Origin of the sequence: Bradyrhizobium sp. i1.15.2 (assembly GCF_040548425.1) — a bacterium.
Lineage (GTDB): Bacteria > Pseudomonadota > Alphaproteobacteria > Rhizobiales > Xanthobacteraceae > Bradyrhizobium > Bradyrhizobium canariense.
The window spans coordinates 438,808-461,175 of sequence record NZ_JBEPRQ010000003.1 but is presented as its reverse complement, the minus strand read 5'-3'; the positions used below and the strand labels follow the sequence as shown (position 1 = coordinate 461,175).

19 protein-coding genes are annotated in these 22,368 nt (G+C 64.4%); 8 read left to right on the top strand and 11 right to left on the bottom strand.

Annotation, left to right across the window (positions count from 1 at the left end; translation table 11 throughout):
* A complete protein-coding gene (locus ABIB80_RS09705) occupies positions 1 to 321 on the bottom strand; it encodes a polyhydroxyalkanoic acid system family protein (protein WP_354127271.1) in 321 nt (106 codons plus the stop codon).
* A 184-nt stretch (positions 322 to 505) separates the two neighbouring features.
* Between ABIB80_RS09705 and ABIB80_RS09700 the strand changes: the two genes are divergently transcribed.
* Entirely contained in the window at positions 506 to 670 is a 165-nt protein-coding gene (locus ABIB80_RS09700) for a DUF3309 family protein (protein ID WP_007595743.1), read from the top strand.
* Positions 671 to 763: 93 nt separating this feature from the next.
* On the opposite strand, the gene ligD is transcribed toward ABIB80_RS09700, so the two are convergent.
* Positions 764 to 3,442 carry a DNA ligase D gene (gene ligD / locus ABIB80_RS09695; protein ID WP_354127270.1) on the bottom strand — a complete coding sequence of 893 codons (2,679 nt, stop codon included), beginning with the start codon at positions 3,440 to 3,442 and terminating at the stop codon, positions 764 to 766.
* A 118-nt stretch (positions 3,443 to 3,560) separates the two neighbouring features.
* Here ligD and ku point away from each other — a divergent pair, with 118 nt between their 5' ends.
* Positions 3,561 to 4,445, top strand: coding sequence for a non-homologous end joining protein Ku (ku, locus tag ABIB80_RS09690; protein ID WP_007595745.1), 885 nt, complete (start codon positions 3,561 to 3,563; stop codon positions 4,443 to 4,445).
* A gap of 133 nt (positions 4,446 to 4,578) precedes the next feature.
* Here ku and ABIB80_RS09685 read toward each other — a convergent pair whose 3' ends face one another.
* The 6 genes from ABIB80_RS09685 to ABIB80_RS09660 all read right to left on the bottom strand — a co-directional run bounded on the left by ABIB80_RS09685 (position 4,579) and on the right by ABIB80_RS09660 (position 12,723).
* The gene (locus ABIB80_RS09685; RefSeq protein WP_007595746.1) at positions 4,579 to 5,268 is read right to left on the bottom strand and encodes a response regulator; all 690 of its coding nucleotides are present in this window, start codon (positions 5,266 to 5,268) and stop codon (positions 4,579 to 4,581) included.
* On the bottom strand, positions 5,265 to 7,988 hold the full coding sequence (locus ABIB80_RS09680) for a DUF4118 domain-containing protein (RefSeq protein ID WP_354127269.1): 2,724 nt from the start codon (positions 7,986 to 7,988) through the stop codon (positions 5,265 to 5,267). The genes ABIB80_RS09685 and ABIB80_RS09680 overlap by 4 nt, the downstream gene beginning before the upstream one ends.
* A 37-nt stretch (positions 7,989 to 8,025) precedes the next feature.
* Complete coding sequence (locus tag ABIB80_RS09675) at positions 8,026 to 8,628, bottom strand: K(+)-transporting ATPase subunit C (RefSeq protein ID WP_007595748.1); 603 nt, start codon at positions 8,626 to 8,628, stop codon at positions 8,026 to 8,028.
* Positions 8,629 to 8,734: 106 nt separating this feature from the next.
* Entirely contained in the window at positions 8,735 to 10,849 is a 2,115-nt protein-coding gene (gene kdpB, locus ABIB80_RS09670; protein WP_354127268.1) for a potassium-transporting ATPase subunit KdpB, read from the bottom strand.
* A gap of 49 nt (positions 10,850 to 10,898) precedes the next feature.
* Positions 10,899 to 12,602, bottom strand: coding sequence for a potassium-transporting ATPase subunit KdpA (gene kdpA, locus ABIB80_RS09665; protein WP_354127267.1), 1,704 nt, complete (start codon positions 12,600 to 12,602; stop codon positions 10,899 to 10,901).
* Positions 12,603 to 12,633: 31 nt separating this feature from the next.
* Complete coding sequence (locus ABIB80_RS09660; RefSeq protein WP_018454042.1) at positions 12,634 to 12,723, bottom strand: K(+)-transporting ATPase subunit F; 90 nt, start codon at positions 12,721 to 12,723, stop codon at positions 12,634 to 12,636.
* Positions 12,724 to 13,209: 486 nt separating this feature from the next.
* Here ABIB80_RS09660 and ABIB80_RS09655 point away from each other — a divergent pair, with 486 nt between their 5' ends.
* From ABIB80_RS09655 to ABIB80_RS09645, 3 genes are all read left to right on the top strand, one after another.
* Positions 13,210 to 13,677, top strand: a complete 468-nt coding sequence (locus tag ABIB80_RS09655; RefSeq protein WP_354127266.1) for a hypothetical protein — start codon at positions 13,210 to 13,212, stop codon at positions 13,675 to 13,677.
* A gap of 192 nt (positions 13,678 to 13,869) precedes the next feature.
* The gene (gene upp, locus ABIB80_RS09650) at positions 13,870 to 14,505 is read left to right on the top strand and encodes a uracil phosphoribosyltransferase (protein ID WP_354127265.1); all 636 of its coding nucleotides are present in this window, start codon (positions 13,870 to 13,872) and stop codon (positions 14,503 to 14,505) included.
* 33 nt (positions 14,506 to 14,538) lie between these two features.
* A complete protein-coding gene (locus ABIB80_RS09645; RefSeq protein ID WP_354127264.1) occupies positions 14,539 to 16,125 on the top strand; it encodes an AMP-binding protein in 1,587 nt (528 codons plus the stop codon).
* A 61-nt stretch (positions 16,126 to 16,186) separates the two neighbouring features.
* Here the strand turns inward: ABIB80_RS09645 and ABIB80_RS09640 are convergent, their stop codons facing one another.
* A complete protein-coding gene (locus ABIB80_RS09640) occupies positions 16,187 to 17,353 on the bottom strand; it encodes an acyl-CoA dehydrogenase family protein (RefSeq protein WP_354127263.1) in 1,167 nt (388 codons plus the stop codon).
* A gap of 229 nt (positions 17,354 to 17,582) precedes the next feature.
* Here ABIB80_RS09640 and ABIB80_RS09635 point away from each other — a divergent pair, with 229 nt between their 5' ends.
* Together ABIB80_RS09635 and ABIB80_RS09630 are read left to right on the top strand one after the other, a co-directional pair.
* Positions 17,583 to 18,035: a MaoC family dehydratase gene (locus ABIB80_RS09635; protein WP_007595761.1), complete on the top strand. Its 453-nt coding sequence runs from the start codon at positions 17,583 to 17,585 to the stop codon at positions 18,033 to 18,035.
* Positions 18,035 to 18,871, top strand: coding sequence for an HpcH/HpaI aldolase/citrate lyase family protein (locus ABIB80_RS09630; protein ID WP_354127262.1), 837 nt, complete (start codon positions 18,035 to 18,037; stop codon positions 18,869 to 18,871). The genes ABIB80_RS09635 and ABIB80_RS09630 overlap by 1 nt, the downstream gene beginning before the upstream one ends.
* Before the next feature lie 98 nt (positions 18,872 to 18,969).
* On the opposite strand, the gene ABIB80_RS09625 is transcribed toward ABIB80_RS09630, so the two are convergent.
* Positions 18,970 to 19,767, bottom strand: coding sequence for a fumarylacetoacetate hydrolase family protein (locus tag ABIB80_RS09625; protein ID WP_007595763.1), 798 nt, complete (start codon positions 19,765 to 19,767; stop codon positions 18,970 to 18,972).
* A gap of 202 nt (positions 19,768 to 19,969) precedes the next feature.
* Here ABIB80_RS09625 and ABIB80_RS09620 point away from each other — a divergent pair, with 202 nt between their 5' ends.
* Entirely contained in the window at positions 19,970 to 20,869 is a 900-nt protein-coding gene (locus tag ABIB80_RS09620; RefSeq protein ID WP_354127261.1) for a LysR substrate-binding domain-containing protein, read from the top strand.
* Between the two features lie 3 nt (positions 20,870 to 20,872).
* Here the strand turns inward: ABIB80_RS09620 and ABIB80_RS09615 are convergent, their stop codons facing one another.
* Complete coding sequence (locus ABIB80_RS09615) at positions 20,873 to 22,360, bottom strand: amidase (RefSeq protein ID WP_354127260.1); 1,488 nt, start codon at positions 22,358 to 22,360, stop codon at positions 20,873 to 20,875.
* Positions 22,361 to 22,368 lie beyond the last annotated feature (8 nt).

Here is a 22,368-nt window from a genome sequence, read left to right as displayed (position 1 = left end):
CTAACTTTTCGCGTCTTTGCCCAACAGCAGCTGGCCGCGCTTGCGGATCGTGGCCTGCGCCATCTCGGCAAAGCGCTGCAACAGCCAGGGCAGCACGACCTGCACCTTGACATGATCGTCGGCGACGTCGACCTGCCCCGTCGCGATCTGCCCGAGCGCGCGGATGCGGAAATTCATGCTGTCGCCGCTCCAGCGCTCCTCCTCGACCTGCATCACCGGAATGCTGGCGGCAGCAGCACGGCCGAGCCCGGTCTTGAGCCGGCGTACCGCCTCCTCGCGGCCGAGGCGGTGGGGAATAGAGACGACAAGCGGTGCTGACATGGCTCTGCCCCGTTAGTGATTGAACCTCACATAATCATGCCCACCGGTACCACAAAGGTTCCATGCAAGTTGCGCGTGCACCCCGTGTTTCATAGGCGGAACTATAAAACCTGCGGCAAGTTGCCCTCGCACAACGGGACAGGTTGCAAGAGACCCTTCAACGAAGGGCTGGAGGAGATTTGGCATGTCTATCGGTACGATCATTCTGATCATTTTGGTCATCGCGCTGCTCGGCGGCTTCAGCGGCATCGGCGGCGGCCCGTTCTACGGCACCGGCTATTACGGCGGCGGCGGTCTCGGGCTCGTCATCGTGATCCTGCTGATCCTGCTCCTGCTGGGACGGATCTAGCCGGGCTCGGTAGGGTGGGTTGGCCGCAAGGCGTAACCCACCTCTTTCTTTCCGTGTCAACAGAAGTGGTGGGTTACGCTCCGCTAACCCACCCTACTTCGTTTTCCCCGCGAGCTTCTTGATCGCTGCCTTGATCGACACGGCCGCATCGTCATAACCATCCCACGCCTTCGACCGCGGCAGCAGCCCAGGCACCGTCCGCAACGTATAGCGCTTCGGATCGAGATCGGTCTTCACCTGCGCCCAGGTGAGCGGCATCGACACGGTGGCGCCGGCGCGCGCACGCGGCGACAGCGGGGCCACCGCCGTCGACATGCGATCGTTGCGCAGATAATCCAGGAAGATCTTTCCGTTGCGCAGCTTCTTCGACATGTTGAGCAGATAGCGCTCGGGAGCGTCGTCCGCCATCCACTGGCAAACGCCTTGCGCGAAGGCCTTGGCCTCTTTCCAGCTCACCTGGTCGCGCGCGCCATGACGCAAGGGCACCACGACGTGCAGGCCCTTGCCGCCGGTGGTCTTGCAGAAGCTTTCCATGCCGATGTCGGTCAGCCGCTGCCGCATCTCCTTGGCGGCATCGACGACCTCGGCGAAGACGACGTCGGGCGCCGGATCGAGATCGAACACCAGCCGGCCCGGGGTATCGTAGGCGTAGGGCGCGCAATTCCAGGGATGCAGCTCGACACCGCCGATCTGCGCTACGGCGGCGAGCCCCTCGATGCGGTCGATCTGCAAATAGGGTTTGCGATCGCCGGAGACCCTTGCGAGCTCCAGAAGATTCGATGTCCCCTGCATGGCGTGACGCTGGAAAAAGCATTCGCCCTTGATGCCATCGGGGGCGCGGATCAGCGAGCACGGCCGACCCTTGAGATGCGCGATCATCCATTCGCCGACGGCTTCGAGATAGCGCGCGAGGTCCAGCTTGGTGACGGGATCGCCATTGCCATCGTCCGGCCAGAGCTCCTTGTCCGGCTTGGAGATGACGACTCCCATCACTTCGGCACTGCCGCCGGCCTGGGCCGTTCGTGCGCCGGTCTTCGCTTTCGCGCGCGGCTTCGTCGAGGGCTCGGCAAGCTCGGTATCGACCGGTGTCTCAGCCTCCACCTCCTCCGCCGGCTTGTCCTGCCGCAGACCCTTGAAGGCGGCCTGGCGGATATTCCCGTCGGCGGTGAAGCCGGCGAACTCGATCTCGGCCACGAGCTCCGGCTTCAGCCAGTGCACCTCGCGCGCTTTTTTCGGTGCGTTCTTGCCGCCAAAGGGGCTTTGCTTCGCCTCCATGGCCTTCAAGGACGGCATGATGCGCTTGACCTTGTCGGCGCCGAAACCGGTGCCGACCATGCCGACGAACGCGAGATGATCACCGCGGTGCACGCCGGCCATCAGCGAGCGGAATTTGCCATTGGTGGTCTTGTAGCCGCCGATCACGACCTCATGGCCGGCACGGCATTTGGCCTTGGTCCAGCTTTCCGTCCGCCCCGAGCGATAGGGCGCGTCGAGCTTCTTCGACACCACGCCCTCGAGCTCGAGCTTGCAGGCCGATTGCAGCACGGCGTCGCCGCCGCTTTCGAAATGCTCGACATAGCGAATCTGGCTCGATTTGCGCTTGCGCGCCTCCAGCAGCTCCTTCAACCGCGCCTTGCGCTCGCCGAGCGGCAGCCGGCGGTAATCGAGACCCTCCGCAAACAGCAGGTCGAACGCAAAGAAGATCAGCTCCTCGGTCTTGCCGTCCGACAGCGCCGCCTGGAGCGACGAAAAGTTCGGTGCCCCATTATGGTCGAGCGCGACGATCTCGCCGTCGATCATCATGTCCGGTAACGCGCCTGCTTCTTTCGCGATGCTCGCGAATTTTTCGGTCCAGTCGAGGCCTTTGCGCGTCTTCAACGTCGCCTGGCCGCCCTCGACCCGCAGCTGCACGCGGTAGCCGTCGAACTTGATCTCGTGGCACCAGCCATCGCCACCGGGCGGGCGCTCGACCGACGTGCAGAGCTGCGGCGCCACGAAATCCGGCATCTCCGCCGCCCTCTTCGCGGTCGTCGCGGTCGTGGCTTTCTTCTTTGCCGTTCTGCCGGTCTTCAACGCCGCACGCGGCGCCGGCTTGACCGTATGCCCTTTCGCCTCGTCCGCCCGGTGGGACTGCCAGACCGCGTCGGCCTTGGCCTTGGTGCCCTTCGCCAGCATGAACGGTTTTGGCGCACGGCCCCGGCCTTCGGCAATCTGATCCATCGCGCGGCCGGAGGCGACCGATTTGTCCTGCTCGAGAATGTCGTTGTCTGCGCCCTCGCGAACATATTCGTCGCGATGCTTGATCAAGAGCCAATTGGTCCGTTTGCCGCCGGTGCGATCGTTGCGCATGCGCACCAGGACCCAGCTGCCGTGCAGCTTCTCGCCATGCAGGGTGAACTTCAGATCGCCCTTCTTGAAGCCGCGTTCGGGATCTTCGGATTCCCAGGTGCCGCGATCCCACAGCATGACCGTGCCGCCGCCGTACTGGCCCTCCGGAATCGTGCCCTCGAAGTCGCCATAGTCGAGCGGGTGATCCTCGACCTCGACGGCCAGCCGCTTGTCGTGCGGATCAAGCGAGGGCCCTTTCGTTACTGCCCATGACTTGAAGACGCCGTCGAACTCGAGCCGCAGATCGTAATGCAGCCGCGTGGCGTCATGCTTCTGGATCACGAAGCGGCGCTGCTTCGACGGCGCCACCGCGGTCTTGCCCGACGGCTCCGGCGTCTTCTCGAAATCACGTTTCTGTCGATACTTGGAGAGCTTTTGCAGCACGACTGGTCCCGGATTCTCTTTCGGCGTGGAAGCCTATCACGGCCCGCATCCCACCCGGAACCAAAACCCCGCGGGACGGTTGGGGTTCCAAAATGACTCGCAGACGCTGGAGAACGGAATGGCACCGCGCGCCTATTGGAAGGGAACGTTGAAGCTCTCGCTGGTCAGTTGTCCCGTTGTGCTTTATCCGGCGACCACCGCGGCCGAGAAGACGCGGTTTCACATGATCAACCGCGAGACCGGAAACCGATTGAAGCAGCAGATGATCGACGCCGAGACCGGCGACGTCGTCGAGAGCGACCAGAAGGGCCGCGGCTACGAGCTGCGCAAGGGCAAATATGTCGAGATCGAGCCGGAGGAGCTCGAAGCGGTCCAGATCGAGAGCAACCACACCATCGACATCGAGAGCTTTGTGCCGAGCGACGAGATCGACCAGCGCTACCTCAACCATCCCTACTACATCGCGCCCGACGGCAAAGCCGCGGTCGATGCCTTTGCCGTGATCCGCGACGCCATGAAGGACCAGGATCGCGTCGCGCTCGCCAAAATCGTGCTCACCAATCGCGAGCACATCATCGCGATCGAGCCGCTCGGCAAGGGACTGCTCGGCACCACGCTGCGTTTCCCCTACGAACTGCGCGACGAGGACCAGTTCTTCGACGACATCAAGAGCCCGAAGATCACCAAGGACATGGTTGAGCTCGCCGGCCATATCCTCCAGACCAAGGCCTCCCATTTCGATCCCAGCAAGTTCAAGGACGACTACGAGAACGCGCTGAAGGCCCTGGTGAAGCGCAAGGCCAGCGGCAAGACAATCGAACTGCCGGAGCCTGAGGAGAAGCCGAGCAATGTCGTCAGCCTGATGGATGCGCTGAAGCAGAGCTTGAAGGGACGCGGTGGGAAGAAGACGGCGGCGAAGTCCCATGCGCGCCGAGCATCGGGGCGAACCAGGGCCCCAAAGAAGACGCATCGGTCGACGGCGCGGCAGAGGAAGGCGGGCTGAGGAGACTGCTCGCCTAATTCTAGATCTCGTAGGGTGGGCAAAGCGGAGCGTGCCCACCATTATGCGCACTGCGACCGAAATGGTGGGCACGGCGCTTTGCGCCTTTGCCCACCCTACAAGTGTCTCTGGAACGTCAATCCCCCGCCTTCAACCGATAGCCGATGCCCGTCTCCGTCAGCACATATTGCGGCCGTTCCGGATCGGCCTCGATCTTCTGCCGGAGCTGGCGGACATAGACGCGCAGATATTGCGCGTCGGTCAACTCGTCCCAGAGCTCCCTCAGCAGGAAGCGGTGAGTGAGCACCTTGCCGGCGTGCTGCACCAACACACGCAGGAGGTCATATTCCTTCGGCGACAGTTTGACGTCGCGCTCGCCGACCTTCACGATCCGGCGCACCAGATCGACTGAGAGATCGCCGGCACGAAACACCGGGCGTTCGCCCTGGATCTGAAGCTGGTGCCGCAGCGCGGCGCGCAGGCGCGCCAGCAGCTCGTCCATGCCGAACGGCTTTGTCAGGTAATCGTCGGCCCCGAGATCCAGCGCCTCCACCTTGCCGGCCTCGTCGCCACGGCTCGACAGCACCACGATCGGCACAGCTTCGTTGCGGGCGCGGATGGTGCGCAGCAGCTCATGGCCCTGGATGTCGGGAAGGCCGAGATCGAGGATGATCAGCGCGGGGCCCTCGCTGAGCTTCTCCAGCGCGGTCTTGCCGTTCGACGCCTCCAGTATCTCATAGCCTTGCGTCGAGAGCCCCATCCGCAGCAATTTGCGGATCGGCGGCTCGTCGTCGATGACCAGCACCTTGATCGGGGCTGCGCTCATGCGGCGGTATCCAATGCGTGGGTCGGGGCCGGAATGGGCAGGCGGATGGTCAGAACCGCGCCGCTCCGGTCGCTGCGATTCGCGGCCGAGATCGTGCCATGCATCGCCTCGACGAAGCCGCGGGAGATGGCGAGCCCGAGCCCGGTGCCGGGACGGACATGGTCGCCCTTCTGCGCGCGATAAAACTTGTCGAACACGCTCTCGAGCTCCTCCGACGGAATGCCGTCGCCCTCGTCGGCAATCTGGAGCACCACATGATCGCTGTCGCGCCGGCTGCGGATCGAGACCACCGCGTGGGGCTGCGAATATTTGGCGGCGTTGTCGAGCAGGTTGAACAGCACCTGCTCGAACAGCACCGCATCGAGCTGGAGCATAGGCAGGTCTGCGGCCAACTCCAGCTCCACCTTGTGGGCGGTGAGGATCTTGGCTGCCCGCCGGAGCGCGCTGCCGACGATCTCTCCGAGATCGTGCAACGCCGTGTTGGGCACGATGGCCCCGGATTCGAGCTTGGTCATGTCGAGCAGATTGGCGATGAAGCGGTTGAGCCGTTCGGATTCGTCGATGACCGTCGCGAGCAGGTCGCGCTTCTCGGTGTCGGAGAGCGCGCTGGCGAGATCGCGCATGGTCGAGGCCGCACCTAGGACGGATGCGAGTGGCGTCTTCAGGTCGTGTGAAATCGACGTCAACAATGCGGAACGCAGCCGCTCGGATTCGACAGAGCGCTTGACGCGATCGACGTCCTCGACCAGCAGCACGCGCTCGATCGCCAGCGCGCCCTGGTCGACCAGCGCATCGAGCAGCCGGCGCTGGTCCGGCGTCAGCAAGGGACCGGTGCGGTCGTCGTCGATGCCGATGACCCCGATCGGGCCGCGCCCGGTGCGCATCGGCAGGAACAGCCGTTTTGCACCCGGCAGCGTGTCCGAGCCGCGGCCTGCAGGGCGGTCGTTGCTCCAGGCCCAGTTGGCGGCGGCAAGATCGGCCTGATCGAGATCGTCTTCGGGGGGATAGCCCGACTTCACCGTGAGCAGGCCGTCCTCCGGCAACAGCAGCACCACGCGGACTTTCAGCATCAGCGCGATCTGGTAAGCGGTCGCCCACAGCACGTCGTCGAGCGTGCCGGTGCCGGCGAGCTTGCGGCTGAAAGCATAGAGCTGTTCGGTGGTTCGGATGCGGCCGATCGCAGCATCGGCCTGGGTTCGGACCCGTCCCGCGACGTTCGACACCACGAACGCAATCAGCATGAAGAAAAAGAACGCAGCGACATTGGTCGGATCGGTGATGGTGAAGGTATAGACCGGCGGCAGAAAGAAGAAATTGTAGGCGAGCGACGCCGCGACACTCGCAAGCAACGAGGGCCACAATCCGTAGCGCACGGCAACCGTCACCACGGCGGTCAGAAACATCAAGTCGACGTTCTCAATGCCGAAATACGGCTTGATGGCCACGGCAGCAGCGAGGCCAAGCGCGGTGATCCCGAGTGCCTTCAGATAGGGCCGCGCGTCGAACGGGTCCGATCGCGTTGCGGTCTGCACCGCCGTCTTTGGCGCCGGCTCGCTCGTGAGTTCGTCGCCAGGAATGACATGCACGCTGATATTGCCGGCGCGGCGCACCAGATCGTGCACGACGGAACCGCGCGTCATCTCGAACCAGAGCGAGCGTGTCGACTTGCCAATCACGATCTGGGTGACGTTGTTGCCCTGCGCGAAGTTGACGACGTCGTCGGCGAGGCGGCGGCCAACGCCCGGAATCGTCAGCGCCTCACCGCCAAGCGATTCCGCGAGCCGCAGCGTATCGGCCAGCCGGTCGCGCTGCTCGTCGGACAGCTGGAGCGAGCGTCGCGTCTCGATCGAGACCGCGATGAACGGCGCGTGCAGCCGGTCGGCCAGCCGCTTGGTGTAGCGCACGAGGCTGGCCGCACGCGGATCTTCGCTGACGCAGACGAGGATGCGCTCGCCTGCGGCCCAGGGACCCGCGATCGCATTCGCCTGCATGTGGGTGAGCAGCTGCTCGTCGACCCGCTCGGCCGTGCGCCGCAGCGCGAGTTCGCGCAGCGCGGTCAGGTTGCCCGGCGAGAAATAATGCTCCAGCGCCCGCTCGGCCTGCCTGGAGACATAGACCTTGCCCTCTTTCAGCCGCTGGATCAGGTCGTCCGGCGTGAGATCGATCAGTTCGATGGCGTCTGCGCGGTCGAACACCGAATCCGGCACGGTCTCCCGCACCCGCACATGGGTGATCTGCGCAACGACGTCGTTCAGGCTCTCGATGTGCTGAATATTGACGGCGGTGTAGACGTCGATGCCATGGGACAGCAGTTCTTGGACATCGAGATAGCGTTTTGGATGGCGGCTGCCGGCGGCATTGGTGTGGGCGAGCTCGTCGACCAGCGCGATTTTCGGCCGGCGCGCGATCACGGCGTCGAGGTCCATTTCCTCGACAGTCTGGCCGCGATAATCGAGCTTCTTGCGCGGGATCACTTCCAGCCCGCGCACCAGCGCCTCAGTCTCGGCCCGGCCATGGGTCTCGACGAAGCCGACCACGACGTCGATGCCTGACTTGCGCCTGGCGTGGGCGCTTTGCAGCATCTCGTAGGTCTTGCCGACGCCGGGAGCGGCGCCGACGAAGATCTTCAGCTTGCCGCTCACGCCCTCCTCCCGGCGCGCGGCTTCCAGCAGCGCCTCGGGCGAAGGACGTTGTTCGGGATCGCGGCGCTCTCGGACCATCAGGTCAATATAATCATCCGCGCGGACCTAGCCTAGACTACTTCGTGGCACGATCGAGCGCGAGATTGAGAGCCAGCACATTGACCCGTGGCTCGCCGATCAGGCCGAGCAGGCGGCCCTGGATGTTGGAAGCCACCATTTGCTTGACCTGATCCTCCGGCACGTTTCGCGCCTTCGCTACGCGCGGCACCTGGAATTCCGCCGCTTCCGGCGAGATATCCGGATCAAGGCCGCTGGCCGAGGTCGTCACGAGGTCGACCGGCACGGCGACATTGGGGTTCTCGCCCTTGAGCTTGTCCACATCTTCCTTCAGCCGGTCGGCCAGCGCCTTGCTGGTGGGACCGAGATTGGAGCCACCCGAATTGGCGGCGTTGTAGGGCGCCGGTACCGTCTTGGTCGAATCGTTCGGGTCCGACGCCACTGTCGCCGAGAGGCGACCGTGGAAATATTTGTCGTCCTTGAACTCCTGCCCGATCAGGGCGGAGCCGACCACCTTGCCGTCCTTCTCGATCAGGCTGCCCTGCGCCTGCGCGGGGAAGATCGCGCCAGCAATAGCGGTCATCGCGAGCGGATAGGCAAGTCCGGTGATGGCGGTAAGCACCAGCAGCAGGACGATGGCGGGGCGGATTTCTCTGAGCATGTGTTTGTCCTATTTCTCCGTCATTGCGAGCGAAGCGAAGCAATCCAGAATCTTTCCGCAGAGGCAGTCTGGATTGCTTCGTCGCTTCGCTCCTCGCAATGACGGGTTAAGCCAGGTGCAAGGCAACGACCACGAGATCGATCGCCTTGATGCCGATGAAGGGAATGACGATGCCGCCGAGGCCGTAGATCAGCAGGTTGCGCCGGAGCAATGCGCCGGCCCCGACCGCGCGATAAGCGACGCCCTTGAGCGCCAGCGGGATCAGCGCGATGATAACAAGCGCGTTGAAGATGATCGCCGACAGGATAGCGCTCTGCGGGCTCGACAGGTTCATGACATTGAGCACGTTGAGCTGGGGGTAGAACGCCAGGAACATCGCCGGGATGATCGCGAAATACTTCGCGACGTCGTTGGCGATCGAGAACGTGGTCAGCGCGCCGCGCGTCATCAACAGCTGCTTGCCGATCTCGACCACCTCGATCAGCTTGGTCGGGTTGGAGTCGAGGTCGACCATGTTGCCGGCCTCGCGGGCTGCCTGCGTGCCGGTGTTCATGGCGACACCGACGTCGGCCTGAGCGAGCGCCGGCGCGTCGTTGGTGCCGTCGCCGCACATCGCCACCAGCTTGCCCTTGGCCTGCTCGTCCCGGATCAGCTTGAGCTTGTCCTCCGGGGTTGCCTGCGCCAGGAAGTCGTCGACGCCGGCTTCCGCTGCAATCGCGGCGGCCGTCATGGGATTGTCGCCGGTAATCATGACGGTGCGGATGCCCATGCGCCGCAGCTCGGCAAAGCGCTCGCGGATGCCGCCCTTGACGATGTCCTTGAGCTGGATGACGCCGAGCAGCCTACCGTCCCTGGCGACCGCCAGCGGCGTGCCGCCGGCCTTCGATATGTCGTCGGCAATGCTCTGGATCTCGCGGCCGATGTCCGAGAGCGCGGCGGGCTGTAGGGAACGAGCCGTGTTGCCTGAGGCGACCACCAGCGGTGCACCGCCACCGACATAATTGAGGATCGCATCGACCGCGCCCTTGCGCACCGACGAGCCGCCGGCATCGACGCCGCTCATGCGGGTCTGCGCCGTGAACGGAATGAAGGTCGCTCCCAGCTCGGCCATGTCGCGGCCGCGGATGCCATATTTGTCCTTGGCCAGCACCACGATCGAACGGCCCTCAGGGGTCTCGTCGGCGAGTGAGGCGAGTTGGGCCGCGTCCGCGAGCTCCTGCTCGGTGACACCGCGCACCGGGCGGAAGGAGGTCGCCTGGCGGTTGCCGAGTGTAATCGTTCCGGTCTTGTCGAGCAGCAGCGTGTCGACGTCTCCGGCGGCCTCGACGGCACGGCCGGACATCGCCAGCACGTTGAAGCGGACCAGGCGGTCCATGCCGGCGATGCCGATCGCCGACAGCAGCGCGCCGATCGTGGTCGGGATCAGCGTCACGAACAGCGCGACCAGCACGACCACCGAGATCGCGCCGCCGGCATAGGCCGCGTAGCTCGGGATGGTGACGGTGGCGAACACGAAGATGATGGTGAGGCCCGCGAGCAGGATGTTGAGCGCGATCTCGTTCGGGGTCTTTGCTCGTTCGGCGCCCTCGACCAGTTTGATCATGCGGTCGATGAATGTCGAGCCTTGAGCTGCCGTGATCCGCACGCGGATCCAGTCGGACAGCACCTGGGTGCCGCCGGTCACCGCCGAACGGTCGCCGCCGGATTCGCGGATCACGGGTGCGGACTCGCCGGTGATGGCGGCTTCGTTGACGGACGCGACGCCCTCGATCACCTCGCCATCGGAGGGAATGGTATCGCCGGCCTCGACCAGCACGATATCACCAACCTTGAGGCTGGTCCCCGGCACGAGATTGAAGGCCCGGCCGGCGCCGGTCAGCAGCTTGGCCTGGCTCTCGGTGCGGGTCTTGCGCAGCGATTCCGCCTGCGCCTTGCCGCGGCCTTCGGCCACGGCTTCGGCAAGATTGGCAAACAGCACCGTGAACCAGAGCCAGATGATGATCTGGAAGGTAAAGCCGAGATTCCCGCCACCTGTGACGAGGTCGCGCAGGAAGATCACAGTGGTGAGCGCGGCCACGATCTCGACCACGAACATCACGGGATTCTTGATCATCAAGCGCGGATCGAGCTTGGTGAAGGACGCGCGGATCGCAGGCACGACGATCTTGGGATCGAGCATCGCCGAGACGGACGCGCGTTTTTGCAGTTTCATGGTATCCATGGAGGTCACTCCGAACAGTCAGAAGGCGGTCGATCAGAACACTCGCTGGTCAGAACACTTGGCCGGCGTTCATCGCGAGATGCTCGACGATGGGACCGAGAGCGAGGGCCGGGAAGAAGGTCAGGCCGCCGATGATCAGAATCACGCCGACAACGAGGCCGACGAACAGCCCGCCCGTGGTCGGGAGGGTGCCCGCGGACGGCGGGATCGATTTCTTGGCGGCCAGCGAACCCGCAATCGCCATCGCCGGGATGATCATGAAGAAGCGGCCGACGAACATCGCGCTTGCCAGCGTGAGGTTGTAGAAGAAAGTGTTGCCGGTGAGGCCTGCGAAGGCCGAGCCGTTGTTGCCGGTCGCCGAGGTGAAGGCGTAGAGCACCTCGGTGAAGCCGTGCGGCCCGGCATTCGCCATTGAGGCGACCGCCGCCGGATAGACCACGCCGACCGCGGTCCAGCCGAGGATCATCAGCGGCAGCACCAGGATCGCGAGCATCGCCATCTTGACCTCGCGCGCCTCGATCTTCTTGCCGACATATTCCGGCGTGCGGCCGACCATCAGGCCCGCCACGAAGATCGCGAGGATGACGAACAGCAGCATGCCGTACATGCCGGCGCCGACGCCGCCGACAATGACTTCGCCGAGCTCGATGTTGATCAGCGGAATCATGCCGCCGAGTGCGGTGAAGCTGTCATGCATGGCGTTGACCGCGCCGCAGGAGGCGGCCGTCGTGATCACGGCGAACAGCGAGGACGCGACGATGCCGAAGCGGACCTCCTTGCCCTCCATATTGCCGCCGGTCAGCCCGAGCACGTGCATGGTCGAAGTGCCGCTGGCTTCCGCCCAATAGGTGACGGCGACCCCAGCGACGAACAGCACGCCCATCACGGACAGGATTGCCCAGCCCTGGCGCTGGTTGCCGACCATGCGGCCGAACACGTTGGTCAGCGCCGCGCCGAGCGCGAAGATCGACAGCATTTGCACGAAGTTCGACAGCGCGGTCGGGTTCTCGAAGGGGTGCGCGGCGTTGGCATTGAAGAAGCCGCCGCCATTGGTGCCGAGCATCTTGATCGCGACCTGCGAGGCGACCGGGCCGACCGCAATGGTCTGCTTGGCGCCTTCGAGCGTTGTCGCATCGACATAATCGCCAAGCGTCTGCGGTATGCCCTGCCAAACCAGAAACAGCGTGTAGACGATGCAGATCGGCAGCAGGACGTACAATGTGCAGCGGGTGACATCGACCCAGAAATTCCCGACGGTGCGTGCCGACGCACGCGAGAAGCCACGGATCAGCGCCACCGCCAGCGCGATGCCGGTCGCCGCCGACAAGAAATTCTGGTGCGTCAGGCCGAGCATCTGCACGAGATAGGACAGCGTGCTCTCGCCGCCGTAGTTCTGCCAGTTGGTGTTGGTGATAAAGGAGATCGCGGTGTTGAAGGAGAGATCCTCGGCGACCGCGGCCTGGCCTGCTGGATTGAAGGGCAGGATCGCCTGCAAACGCATCACGCCGTAGATGATGAGGAAGCCACCGACATGGAACAGCAGCATGGCGACCGTATAGGTCAGCCAATGCTGCTCGCGCTTCTCGTCGACGCCGGAGAACCAGTAGATGCCGGCCTCGATCGGACGCAGCACCGGCGACAGGAAGGTCCGCTCGCCGTTGAACACGCTCGTCATGTACCAGCCGAGCGGCTTTACGAGCGCGACGATAATGACGCAAAGGAGAATGATCTGGAGCCAACCGATCATAGTCATGAAATCAACCCTTCAGGCTTCGTGAGCACGGTCAGAATCGCTCGGGCCGCAGCAGCGCGTAAGTGAGGTAGAACAGGAGGCCGAGCGAAACGGCACCGGCGAGCGAATAATCGAAGATCATGGTCCCGCTCCCTCAAAGCCGTTCGCAGGCGTAGGTGTAGCCGATCGCAACGGCGAAGAAGCCGAAGCCCAGCGCCAGCATCAGAATGTCCATCATGGAGATACTCCTCGTTGCGCCCTTGATTTCGGTGCAACCGTTTCTCGGGAGACCCGGTCGGCGCGTGAAAGGAAATGCCGGTGCATTTCCACGGCGCCTATCGGGACTTTTGACCGGGCTGAAGTGCCATCGCGGGCATAGGTTTTCGAGACGAAGGCCGTGGCGAAGTTATAGGAATCTCATAAAGGGGCGGGGCTGACAGCCTGGTCGGACAACGCTCGCGAGGCACATCACATCGTTGTCCCGGCGAAGAATGGCGCGCCACCGCCCCATCCCACGCTTATGAAATCCCTATATCTCCCGCCCCGCCCCCATATCGTTTTCAAATGCCATTTTCGCCATCTTGGAGAGGCCGGCCGACTGACCGACGCCAATTCCAGGAGGCCTGACATGACCGCCGCACGCCGACACCACGAACCGCCGTCACTCAGCGACCGCTTGCGCAACACGCAGGTGATGACGCGGCCGTTGATGCTCGACATCATCGCGCACGTCTGCCGCCGCTTCCCTTCGCTTGGACCAAGCGAACGCACCGCACGCATCATGCGCCTGATCGATGTCGAGGCCTGGGCCGATGCCACGCTGGCGCTGGTAGAGCTGGAGCTGCCGCTATGGCAGGTCCGCCGCATCGCCTATGACGAGGGCGAATGGCACTGTGCGCTCTCGCGCGAACGCGAGTTGCCGGACTGGCTCGACGCCGCGGTCGAGGCCAGCCACGTCGATCTTTCGCTGGCGCTGCTGTCGGCTTTCATCGAGGTCGAGGCATTGGCCCTGGAAGTTTCGCGTCCGAGCGTTCCCACTGTTCGTCCCGCGTCTGACCCGCTCTATGAGCCGGTCGGCTGCGAAAATTTCGGCTAGTCCGCCGCTTGTCATCACAGTCGTGGCGCGCAGCCTCGGAGCATAAGCCCTCAGGCGCATCGACCGCGAATTGACCATGGCTGCCTACGGGGCGAGCAACCGGCTCCGTGGCCAAGAGGCACGGCTAAAAGGCGTGGCCAAAAACACTCGGCCGATCTGGCGCAGTTTCACGGAACCGTGTAGATCGGTTTCATGAGCATCAGCAACGTCAACGTGGTCGCCCATCCCCTGGTCCAGCACAAGCTCTCCCTGATGCGGGAGAAGGACCGCTCGACCAAGAGCTTTCGCGAGATCCTGAACGAGATCGGGATGCTGCTCGGCTACGAGGTGACGCGCGACCTGCCGCTGGAGCTGGTCGATATCGAGACGCCGATTTCGCCAATGCGGGCGCCCAAGATCGCCGGCAAGAAGCTCACGCTGGCGCCGATCCTGCGCGCCGGCGTCGGCTTCCTCGACGGCATGCTGGCGTTGATGCCCTCGGCGCGCATCGCCCATATCGGGCTCTACCGCGATCCCGAGACGTTGCAGGCCGTGGAATATTACTTCAAGGCGCCGCAGGACCTGTCGGACCGCACCGTGATCCTGATGGATCCCATGCTGGCGACCGGTAACTCGGCCTGCGCCGGCGCCTCGCTGCTGAAGGCGCGCGGCGCCCGCGACATCCGCTTCGTCTGCCTTCTGGCCGCGCCTGAAGGCATCGCGCAGTTCCAGAGCGAGCATCCCGACGTGCCGGTCTGGACCGCCGCGATCGACGAGCGGCTCAACGACCACGGCTACATCGTGCCGGGGCTGGGCGACGCCGGCGACCGGATGTTCGGCACCAAGTAGACAGGTTCGCGCGATCGGGTTAGTCCGGTTGCCATGAGCGCTAACGAATTTTCGCTGCAATCGCTGATCCGGACCGAAGCCGCCGCCGACCCGGCCTTCGTGTTCGACGGCACGCCGGTCTCGCGCGCGGAATTCTCGGAAAAGATCGAGCAGACCGCCGCCTGGCTTGCCGCGCGCGGTATCGGCAAGGGCGATGTCGTCGCGGTCTGGCTGGTCAACCGGATCGAATGGATCCCGCTGCTGTTCGCGGCCGCCCGGCTTGGGGCAATCGTCGCCGCCGTCAATACGCGCTACCGCAGCGCGGAGGTCGCGCATCTCCTGAAGCTGTCCGGCGCCCGTCTGATGGTGATCGAAGCCGCGTTCCGCTCGATCGACTTTGTCGCTATTCTCGCCGACATTGCGAAGGACGAGGTGCCTGCGCTGCGAGAGATCGCGGTGGTCGGCGCGGATGAGATTCCCGCCCAATGGCCCTGCGTGCGCCTCGATGCCTTCGAGAAGCGCTATCCGCCTGCCCCGCCTGCTCAGGATGATTTCGATCTGCCGGTTCTGCTCTACACGACATCGGGCACCACCAAGGGACCGAAGCTTGTCGCGCATTCGCAGCGAACGTTGGCCACGCACGCCGCCTCCGTTGCCAAGGCGCTCAAACTCTCGCCACAGCGCCATGCGCTGCTGGCCATGCTGCCGTTCTGCGGCACTTTTGGCATGACGAGCCTGCTCGGCTTCGTCGCAGCGGGCGCGACCGTCCATGCGCTCGACGCCTTCGAGGCCGCGCCGGCGCTGAGGCTTCTCCGCGAGTGCGGGATCACGCATGCCTTTGGCTCGGACGAGATGTTCCGCCGCATCCTCGCCCTCACCGAGGCGCCGCATCCGTTTCCGCATCTCGAACTCTGCGGCTTTGCCGCGTTCCAGCCCGGCTGGCGCGAGCTCGCTGCCGAGGCCGAGGCGCGCGGCATGCCGTTGCACGGCCTCTACGGTTCGAGCGAGGTGCAGGCGCTGTTCTCGATCGCACGCTCGAGTGACGCCTTCACAGATCGCATCGAGGGCGGCGGCTGGCCGATGTCGCCGGAGGCCAAGGTCCGTGTGCGCGACACCGAGACCGGCGAGCTCGCGGCTTCAGGTGTCTCAGGCGAGATCGAGATCAACGCGCCGTCGCGCTTCCTGGGCTACTACAACAATCCCGACGCGACGCGCGACGCCATCACCGCGGATGGCTTCTTCCGCACCGGCGATATCGGCCGGCTGCGCGGCGACGGCTCCTTCGTGTACGAAACCCGCGCGGGCGACGCCATGCGGCTCGGCGGCTTCCTGGTCGCGCCCGGCGAGATCGAAGACGAACTCAAATCGTGCGCTGGTGTGGCCGACGCCCAGGTCGTCGCGGTCGATCTGAAGGGAAACGCCCGCTGCGTTGCCTTCGTGATCCCCGCCCGGGAACCCCACCACGAGCCGCCGCAGCAGGACGCGTTGATCGCGCGTCTGCGCGAGCGGCTGGCCGGCTACAAGGTCCCGGCGCGGATCTATGTCGTAGAAGCTTTCCCCGTCACCGACAGCGCCAACGGCGTCAAGATCCAGCGCGCCCGGCTTCGAGCCGTGGCGATGGAGCGGATCGCTGCCGAATAACGTCTATGGGCTTCGCTTGGAGGCGACCATCGCAGCGCCCCACAATGGTGCGCGCTCAAGCCTAGTATGACTTGGCCAGCCCCAGCACCTTTTCCGCAATGAAGCTGAGCGCAAGCTGCGGACTGACCGGCGCGATGCGCGGGATCAGCACCTCGCGCAAATAGCGCTCGACGTGGAACTCCTTGGCATAGCCGAAGCCGCCATGGGTCATCACCGCCTGCTCGCAGGCATGATATCCGGCCTCACCCGCAATGTATTTCGCGGCATTGGCGGCGCCACCGCAAGGCATGCCCTTGTCGTATTGCCAGGCGGCCGACATCACCATCAGCCAGGCCGCCTCGAGCTCCACCCAGTTGACGGCCAGCGGATGCTGAATGCCCTGGTTCTTGCCGATGGGCCGGTTGAACACCACGCGGGTCTTGGCGTATTCGGTCGCGCGCGACAGTGCGAGCTTGCCGAGACCGACGGCTTCCGCTGCGATCAGAATGCGCTCCGGGTTCATGCCCTCGAGGATATACTGGAAGCCTTTGCCTTCTTCGCCGATGCGGTCTTCCATGGGGATCTCGAAATCCTCGAAGAACAGCTCGTTGGAATCGACGACCTTGCGGCCCATCTTCTCGATCTCGTGGACCTTGATCCTGTTGCGATCGAAGTCCGTATAGAACAGGCTCAACCCATGCGTCGGCGAGCGCACCTCCTCCAACGGCGTGGTGCGCGCCAGCAGCAGGATCTTGTGCGCGACCTGCGCGGTCGAGATCCACACCTTCTGGCCGTTGACGATGTAGCGGTCGTTCTTGGCCACCGCGCGGGTCTTGAGCTGGGTGGTGTTGAGGCCGGTGTTGGGCTCGGTCACGGCAAAGCACGCCTTCTCGCGGCCCTCGACCATTGGCGGCAGCATGCGCTTGCGCTGCTCTTCGGTGCCGAACACGACCACGGGATTGAGGCCGAACACGTTGATGTGCACCGCGGATGCGCCGGACATGCCGGCGCCGGATTCCGCGATGGCGCGCATCATGATCGCGGCTTCGGTGATGCCGAGCCCGGAACCGCCGTAGGCCTCCGGCACGCAGATGCCGAGCCAGCCGGCGTCGGCGAGCGCCTTGTGGAAGTCGTGCGGGAAGCCGCCGTCATGGTCCTTCTTCAACCAATAAGCATCGGGAAAGTCTTCGCAAACCTTTGCGACGGCGTCGCGAATGGCTTCCTGCTGAGCGGTGAGCGCGAAATCCATGATGGTCTCCTTGCTGGGAGCCGCGCCCGCGCAATCTCCCGCCTCTTCGCGTTTCCCATGCGAAGGCCGTGGCCGATGACTGTACCCGGACGTTCCCTCGCTTGCGTTCTTTAGCTTGAAAAACCGGGTACAGATACGTGAATTTGCCTGCCAACTGTGTGTACCATGCATGGGATCATGCGGCGCCACGGTGTGAACGCGCCGTTATTTCGCAGGGAGGAAGACCGCGATGGCCGGACTTTATTTCGAGGAGTTTTCGGTGGGCCAGGAGTTCAGGCATCCCCTGACGCGGACCGTCACGGAGATGGATAACACCATGTTCAGTCTGCTGACGCTCAACCCGCAGCCGCTGCACATCGACGCACATTTTTCGGCCCAGACCGAGTTCGGCCAGCGCATTTTCAACAGCCTTTACACCCTCGGCATCATGATCGGCATGACGGTCTATGATACGACCATGGGCACCACCGTCGCCAATCTCGGCATGACCGACGTCACTTTTCCGAAACCGGTCTTCCATGGCGACACTTTGCGGGCGACGACCAAGGTGCTTTCGTTGCGGGAATCCAAATCGCGCCCCAAGGCGGGCATCGTCGAGTTCGAGCACCACGCTCTCAACCAGAACGACGAGATCGTCGGAAAATGCCGCCGCATGGCGATGATGCACAAGAGGCCGGTCTGATGCGTTCGATGCTGTTCGTGCCGGGCGACTCCCCGCGCAAATTCGAGAAGGCCAGCGAAGGCAACGCCGACGCGCTGATCATCGATCTCGAGGATTCCGTCGTCACCGACAAGAAGCCGGAGGCGCGCGGATTGACGCTGGCGATGCTCAACGGCCGCAACAAGCCCCATCAGCTCTATGTCCGGGTCAACGCGCTCGACACCGGCATGACGCTCGCCGATCTCGCGGCGGTGATGCCGGGCAAGCCCGACGGCATCGTGCTGCCGAAATCGCAGGGCGGCGACGACGTGCGGCAGGTCGCGACCTGGCTGGAAGCTTTGGAGGCTGCGGCTGGCATCGCCATCGGCGCAACGCGCATCGTCTGCGTCGCGACCGAAACCGCAGGATCGATCTTCGGGCTCGGCAGCTACAAGGGCTGCTCTCCTCGCCTCGCGGGCCTGATGTGGGGCGCGGAGGATCTCTCGGCCTCGCTCGGTGCAGGCGGCGTGTTCCACAGCCCTTATCGCCTGGCGCGCGATCTCTGCCTGATGGCGGCCGCCGCGGCCGAAGTCGCGCCAATCGACACCGTCTATACCGAGATCGACAATCTCATCGGGCTCGAACAGGAAACGCGCGCGGCGCGGCGTGACGGTTTTTCGGCGAAAGCGCTGATCCATCCCAAGCACGTCGACGTGGTCAACGCGGCGTTCGAGCCGACCGAGGCCGAGCGCAATTGGGCCGAGAAGGTGATCGCAGCATTCGCGAGCAATCCGAACTCCGGCACGCTGCGCCTTGACGGCCAGATGATCGACAAGCCGCATCTTCGTGCTGCGATGAAGATTCTCGGCCAGAGCTAGATCAGGAACGGAATAAACTGAACTCGCGGAGAGTCCCCTCACCCGGAATTTGCTCGCGCAAATTCCGGCCTCTCCCCGCACGCGGGGAGAGGCCAAGATCAGACGATCTTGATCGACATGTCCGGCAAGCCGTCGAGCTTGCACAACAGCACGTCGCCCTTCACGACCGGACCGACATTCTCGGGCGTGCCGGAATAGATGATGTCGCCGGCCTTGAGCTCGAACGCTTCCGACAGCTTTGCGATCTGCTCGGCCACACTCCAGATCATCTTGCTGAGATCCGAGCTCTGCTTCACTGTGCCGTTGATCGCGAGCGAGATGGCACCCTTGTCGAAATGGCCGGTCTTGCTGGCCGGGTGGATCGGACCGATCACCGCGGCGTGGTCAAAGCTCTTGCCGATCTCCCACGGCTTCTTCTCCGCGGCCATGCCGTTCTGGAGATCGCGCCGGGTCATGTCGAGGCCGAGCGCATAACCATAGACATGGTCGAGCGCCTTCTCGGCCGGGATGTTGCTGCCGCCGGATTTCAACGCGGCGACCAGCTCGACCTCGTGGTGATAGTTCTTGGTCAGCGACGGATAGGGATGATCGGCGACCTCGCCCACAGCGACGTTCTGGATCGCGTCGGTCGGCTTCTGGAAGAAGAACGGCGGCTCGCGGTTCGGGTCCGAGCCGCGCTCGATCGCATGCGCCGCGTAGTTGCGCCCGATGCAGTAGATGCGTCGGACCTGGAACACCTGGGTTTCGCCGACGATCGGGATGGTGACCATCGGCACTGGAAAGATCGGCTTCGGCCCGGTCTGCGCCGCAGCCGGCGCAACTTCCGCGATCGAGACAGCACCTGCGGCCGCGGCAATTGCGAGCAGCTCTCGTCGCGTTGGTGAGATCTCTTTCATGTTTTGTGCTCCCTTTTTATGTTCGTTGGGCGCATCATGCGCGCCGACCCGCCTGATAATCAATATTCAGTATGCCACCAATGCTGCACCGGCACGTCCTCTGATCGACGAGAACAGGCCACCTGCAGCCGCGCCTTCCAAACCGGCTCCCTTTCGCCACTAGCATGGAACTTGCATAAATTCTGGGCGACATGGATGCCGCATGAACCTCATCAGCCTCGATATCCGCATGCTCCGGTCGCTGATCTCCGTGGTCGAGACCGGCAGCATTACCGAGACCGCGCGGCGGCTGGGCCGCACCCAGCCGGCGATCACCCTGCAATTGCAGCGGCTGGAGGAGCTCACCGGGAAACAATTGTTCGAGCATGCCGGCCGCCGGCTGACGCTGAGCGAGGACGGCACCACGGTTCTCACCTACGCCAAATCCATCCTGCGGTTGCATGACGAATTGATTTCGCAACTGGCGTCGCAGGAGATCGAGGGTCAGGTCGTGCTCGGCACGCCCGACCTCTATGCGGCCTTCATGCTGCCGCAGATCCTCAGCGTGTTCCGAAAATCCTTCCCGCGCGTCCAGGTCGAGCTCAATTGCGCGCTCTCGACGCCGCTGGTGGGCCTCGTCAAGCGCGGCGATGTCGACATCGCGCTCGTCACCCGCATGAATGATTTTACGGGCGGCCAGGTGGTACGGCGCGAGCAACTGGTCTGGATGACCGGCGAGCAGTCCGCCGCGCACCAGGAGCGGCCCATTCCGCTGGCGTTGCTGCCGCCCGGCAACATCTATCGCGACTACGCGATCGAGACGCTGGAGCGCGCGAATTTGCGCTGGCGCATCGCTTGCGTCAGCGAAAGCGTCGGCGGCCTCCAGGCGGCGGCCTTCGCCGGCATGGCCGTGACCGTACTCGGCCGCAGCGCCCTGGTGCCGGCAATGCGCGAGATCGGCCCGAACGAGGGCCTGCCGCCGCTGCCGAAGATCGAGCTGCTGCTCTACAAGTCGAGCGGCGCGACCTCGAAGGCGGCAACCGCCTTGCACGATTATCTCGCGCACTATCTGCGCCTCGACGAGGAGCTCAGCGGCCGCGGCGATCCGATCGAGCTGTCCTGAGCTTCATGCCTTCGCGCGCGCCGGCTTTTCGCGGAGCGCCAGTGACGGCCAGAACGCTGCCCAGGGCTGCGCCGCTTCGAACGCAGCGGCGATGCGGAAGATCGTGGGCTCGTCGAGCCAGGCAGCGACGATCTGCAAGCCGATCGGCATTCCCTCGCGATCGAAGCCGCAGGGCAGCGTCGCGGCCGGTAGGCCGGCGAGATTGATCGGCCAGGTGAAGGGCGACCAGCCGAGATGCGGATCGACCTTCCCGCCGTCGATCGTCTCGACGCCGAGACGGCCGGCCTCGAACGCAGTCACCGCGACGGTCGGCGTCACCAGCGCATCGACGCGCTCGAAAAGCTTCAGGAAGCCGCTGCGAGCCTGGCCGCGGCGATACCCCGCTTCGATATAGTCCGTGCCGCTGTAGCGCCGACCGGCACTGATGACGTCAAGATAATCTGCTTCGGAGCTGGCGAGATCGGCCGTGGTCTTGCTCGCGACAGCCGCCGCCTGTTCGGTAAAGGCGATCGGCTTCAGCGTGTGCTCGAGGATGCCGGGATCGAGGCCCGGACCATCCATGGTGACCTGCGCGCCGCAGGCATCGAGAATGGCCAACGCCTTGCCGAACGCCGCGCGCACATCGGGGCTGACGGCGGCGTAGCCGAGATCGACGCTGGCGCCGATACGAATGCCGTTCAACGGCGCCGCCTTCGTATCAAACCGCCGCGCCGCCACCGGCAGGCTCGCGGGATCGCGCAGATCGTAGCCGGCGATGATCTCCAGCGTCAGCGCGGCATCCGCGACCGTGCGCGTGATCGGCCCGGTATGCGCGAGCGAGCCCCAGGACGGTGGCGAGAAGCCGGGTGAACGCGGCACCAGGCCAAAGGTCGGCTTGAGGCCGAACACTCCGCAAAAAGACGAAGGCACGCGGATCGAGCCCACGCCGTCCGTTCCGATCGCGATCGGACCGCAGCCGGCGGCAACGCCCGCCGCCGCGCCGCCGCTCGATCCGCCACTGGTGCGACCGGGGTTCCAGGGATTGCGCGTGGTGCCGGTGACCGGGCTGTCCGCCGTCAACTTGTAACCGGACTCGCAGGTCGTGGTCTTGCAGGTGACGATTGCACCCGCCTCCTTCAGCGCCAAGACAACGGCCGCGTCGACATCGGGCACGAATGCCTTGTTCATCGGCGAGCCGCCATAGGCCGGCACGCCTGCGACAAAGACCAGGTCCTTGATCGTCACAGGTATACCGGCGAGCGGCCCCTTGGCCTCGCCGGCGCGCATCTCCCTGGTGAGACGATCGGCCTCCGCCCTCGCCTGCTCGTACATCGGCGTCACCACCGCGTTGCAGGCCCCATTCGTCACCTCCAGGGCGGCAATGGTGTCGTCGACGACATCGCGCGGAGTGAACGCCTTGCGCCGGTAGCCGGCCAGGATCTCGATTGCGGAAAGCGAGCCAAGGCCAGTCGGCGCCGGCGGGAAGGCCGCTCGGCCAAAACCATCAGTCATCATCAACC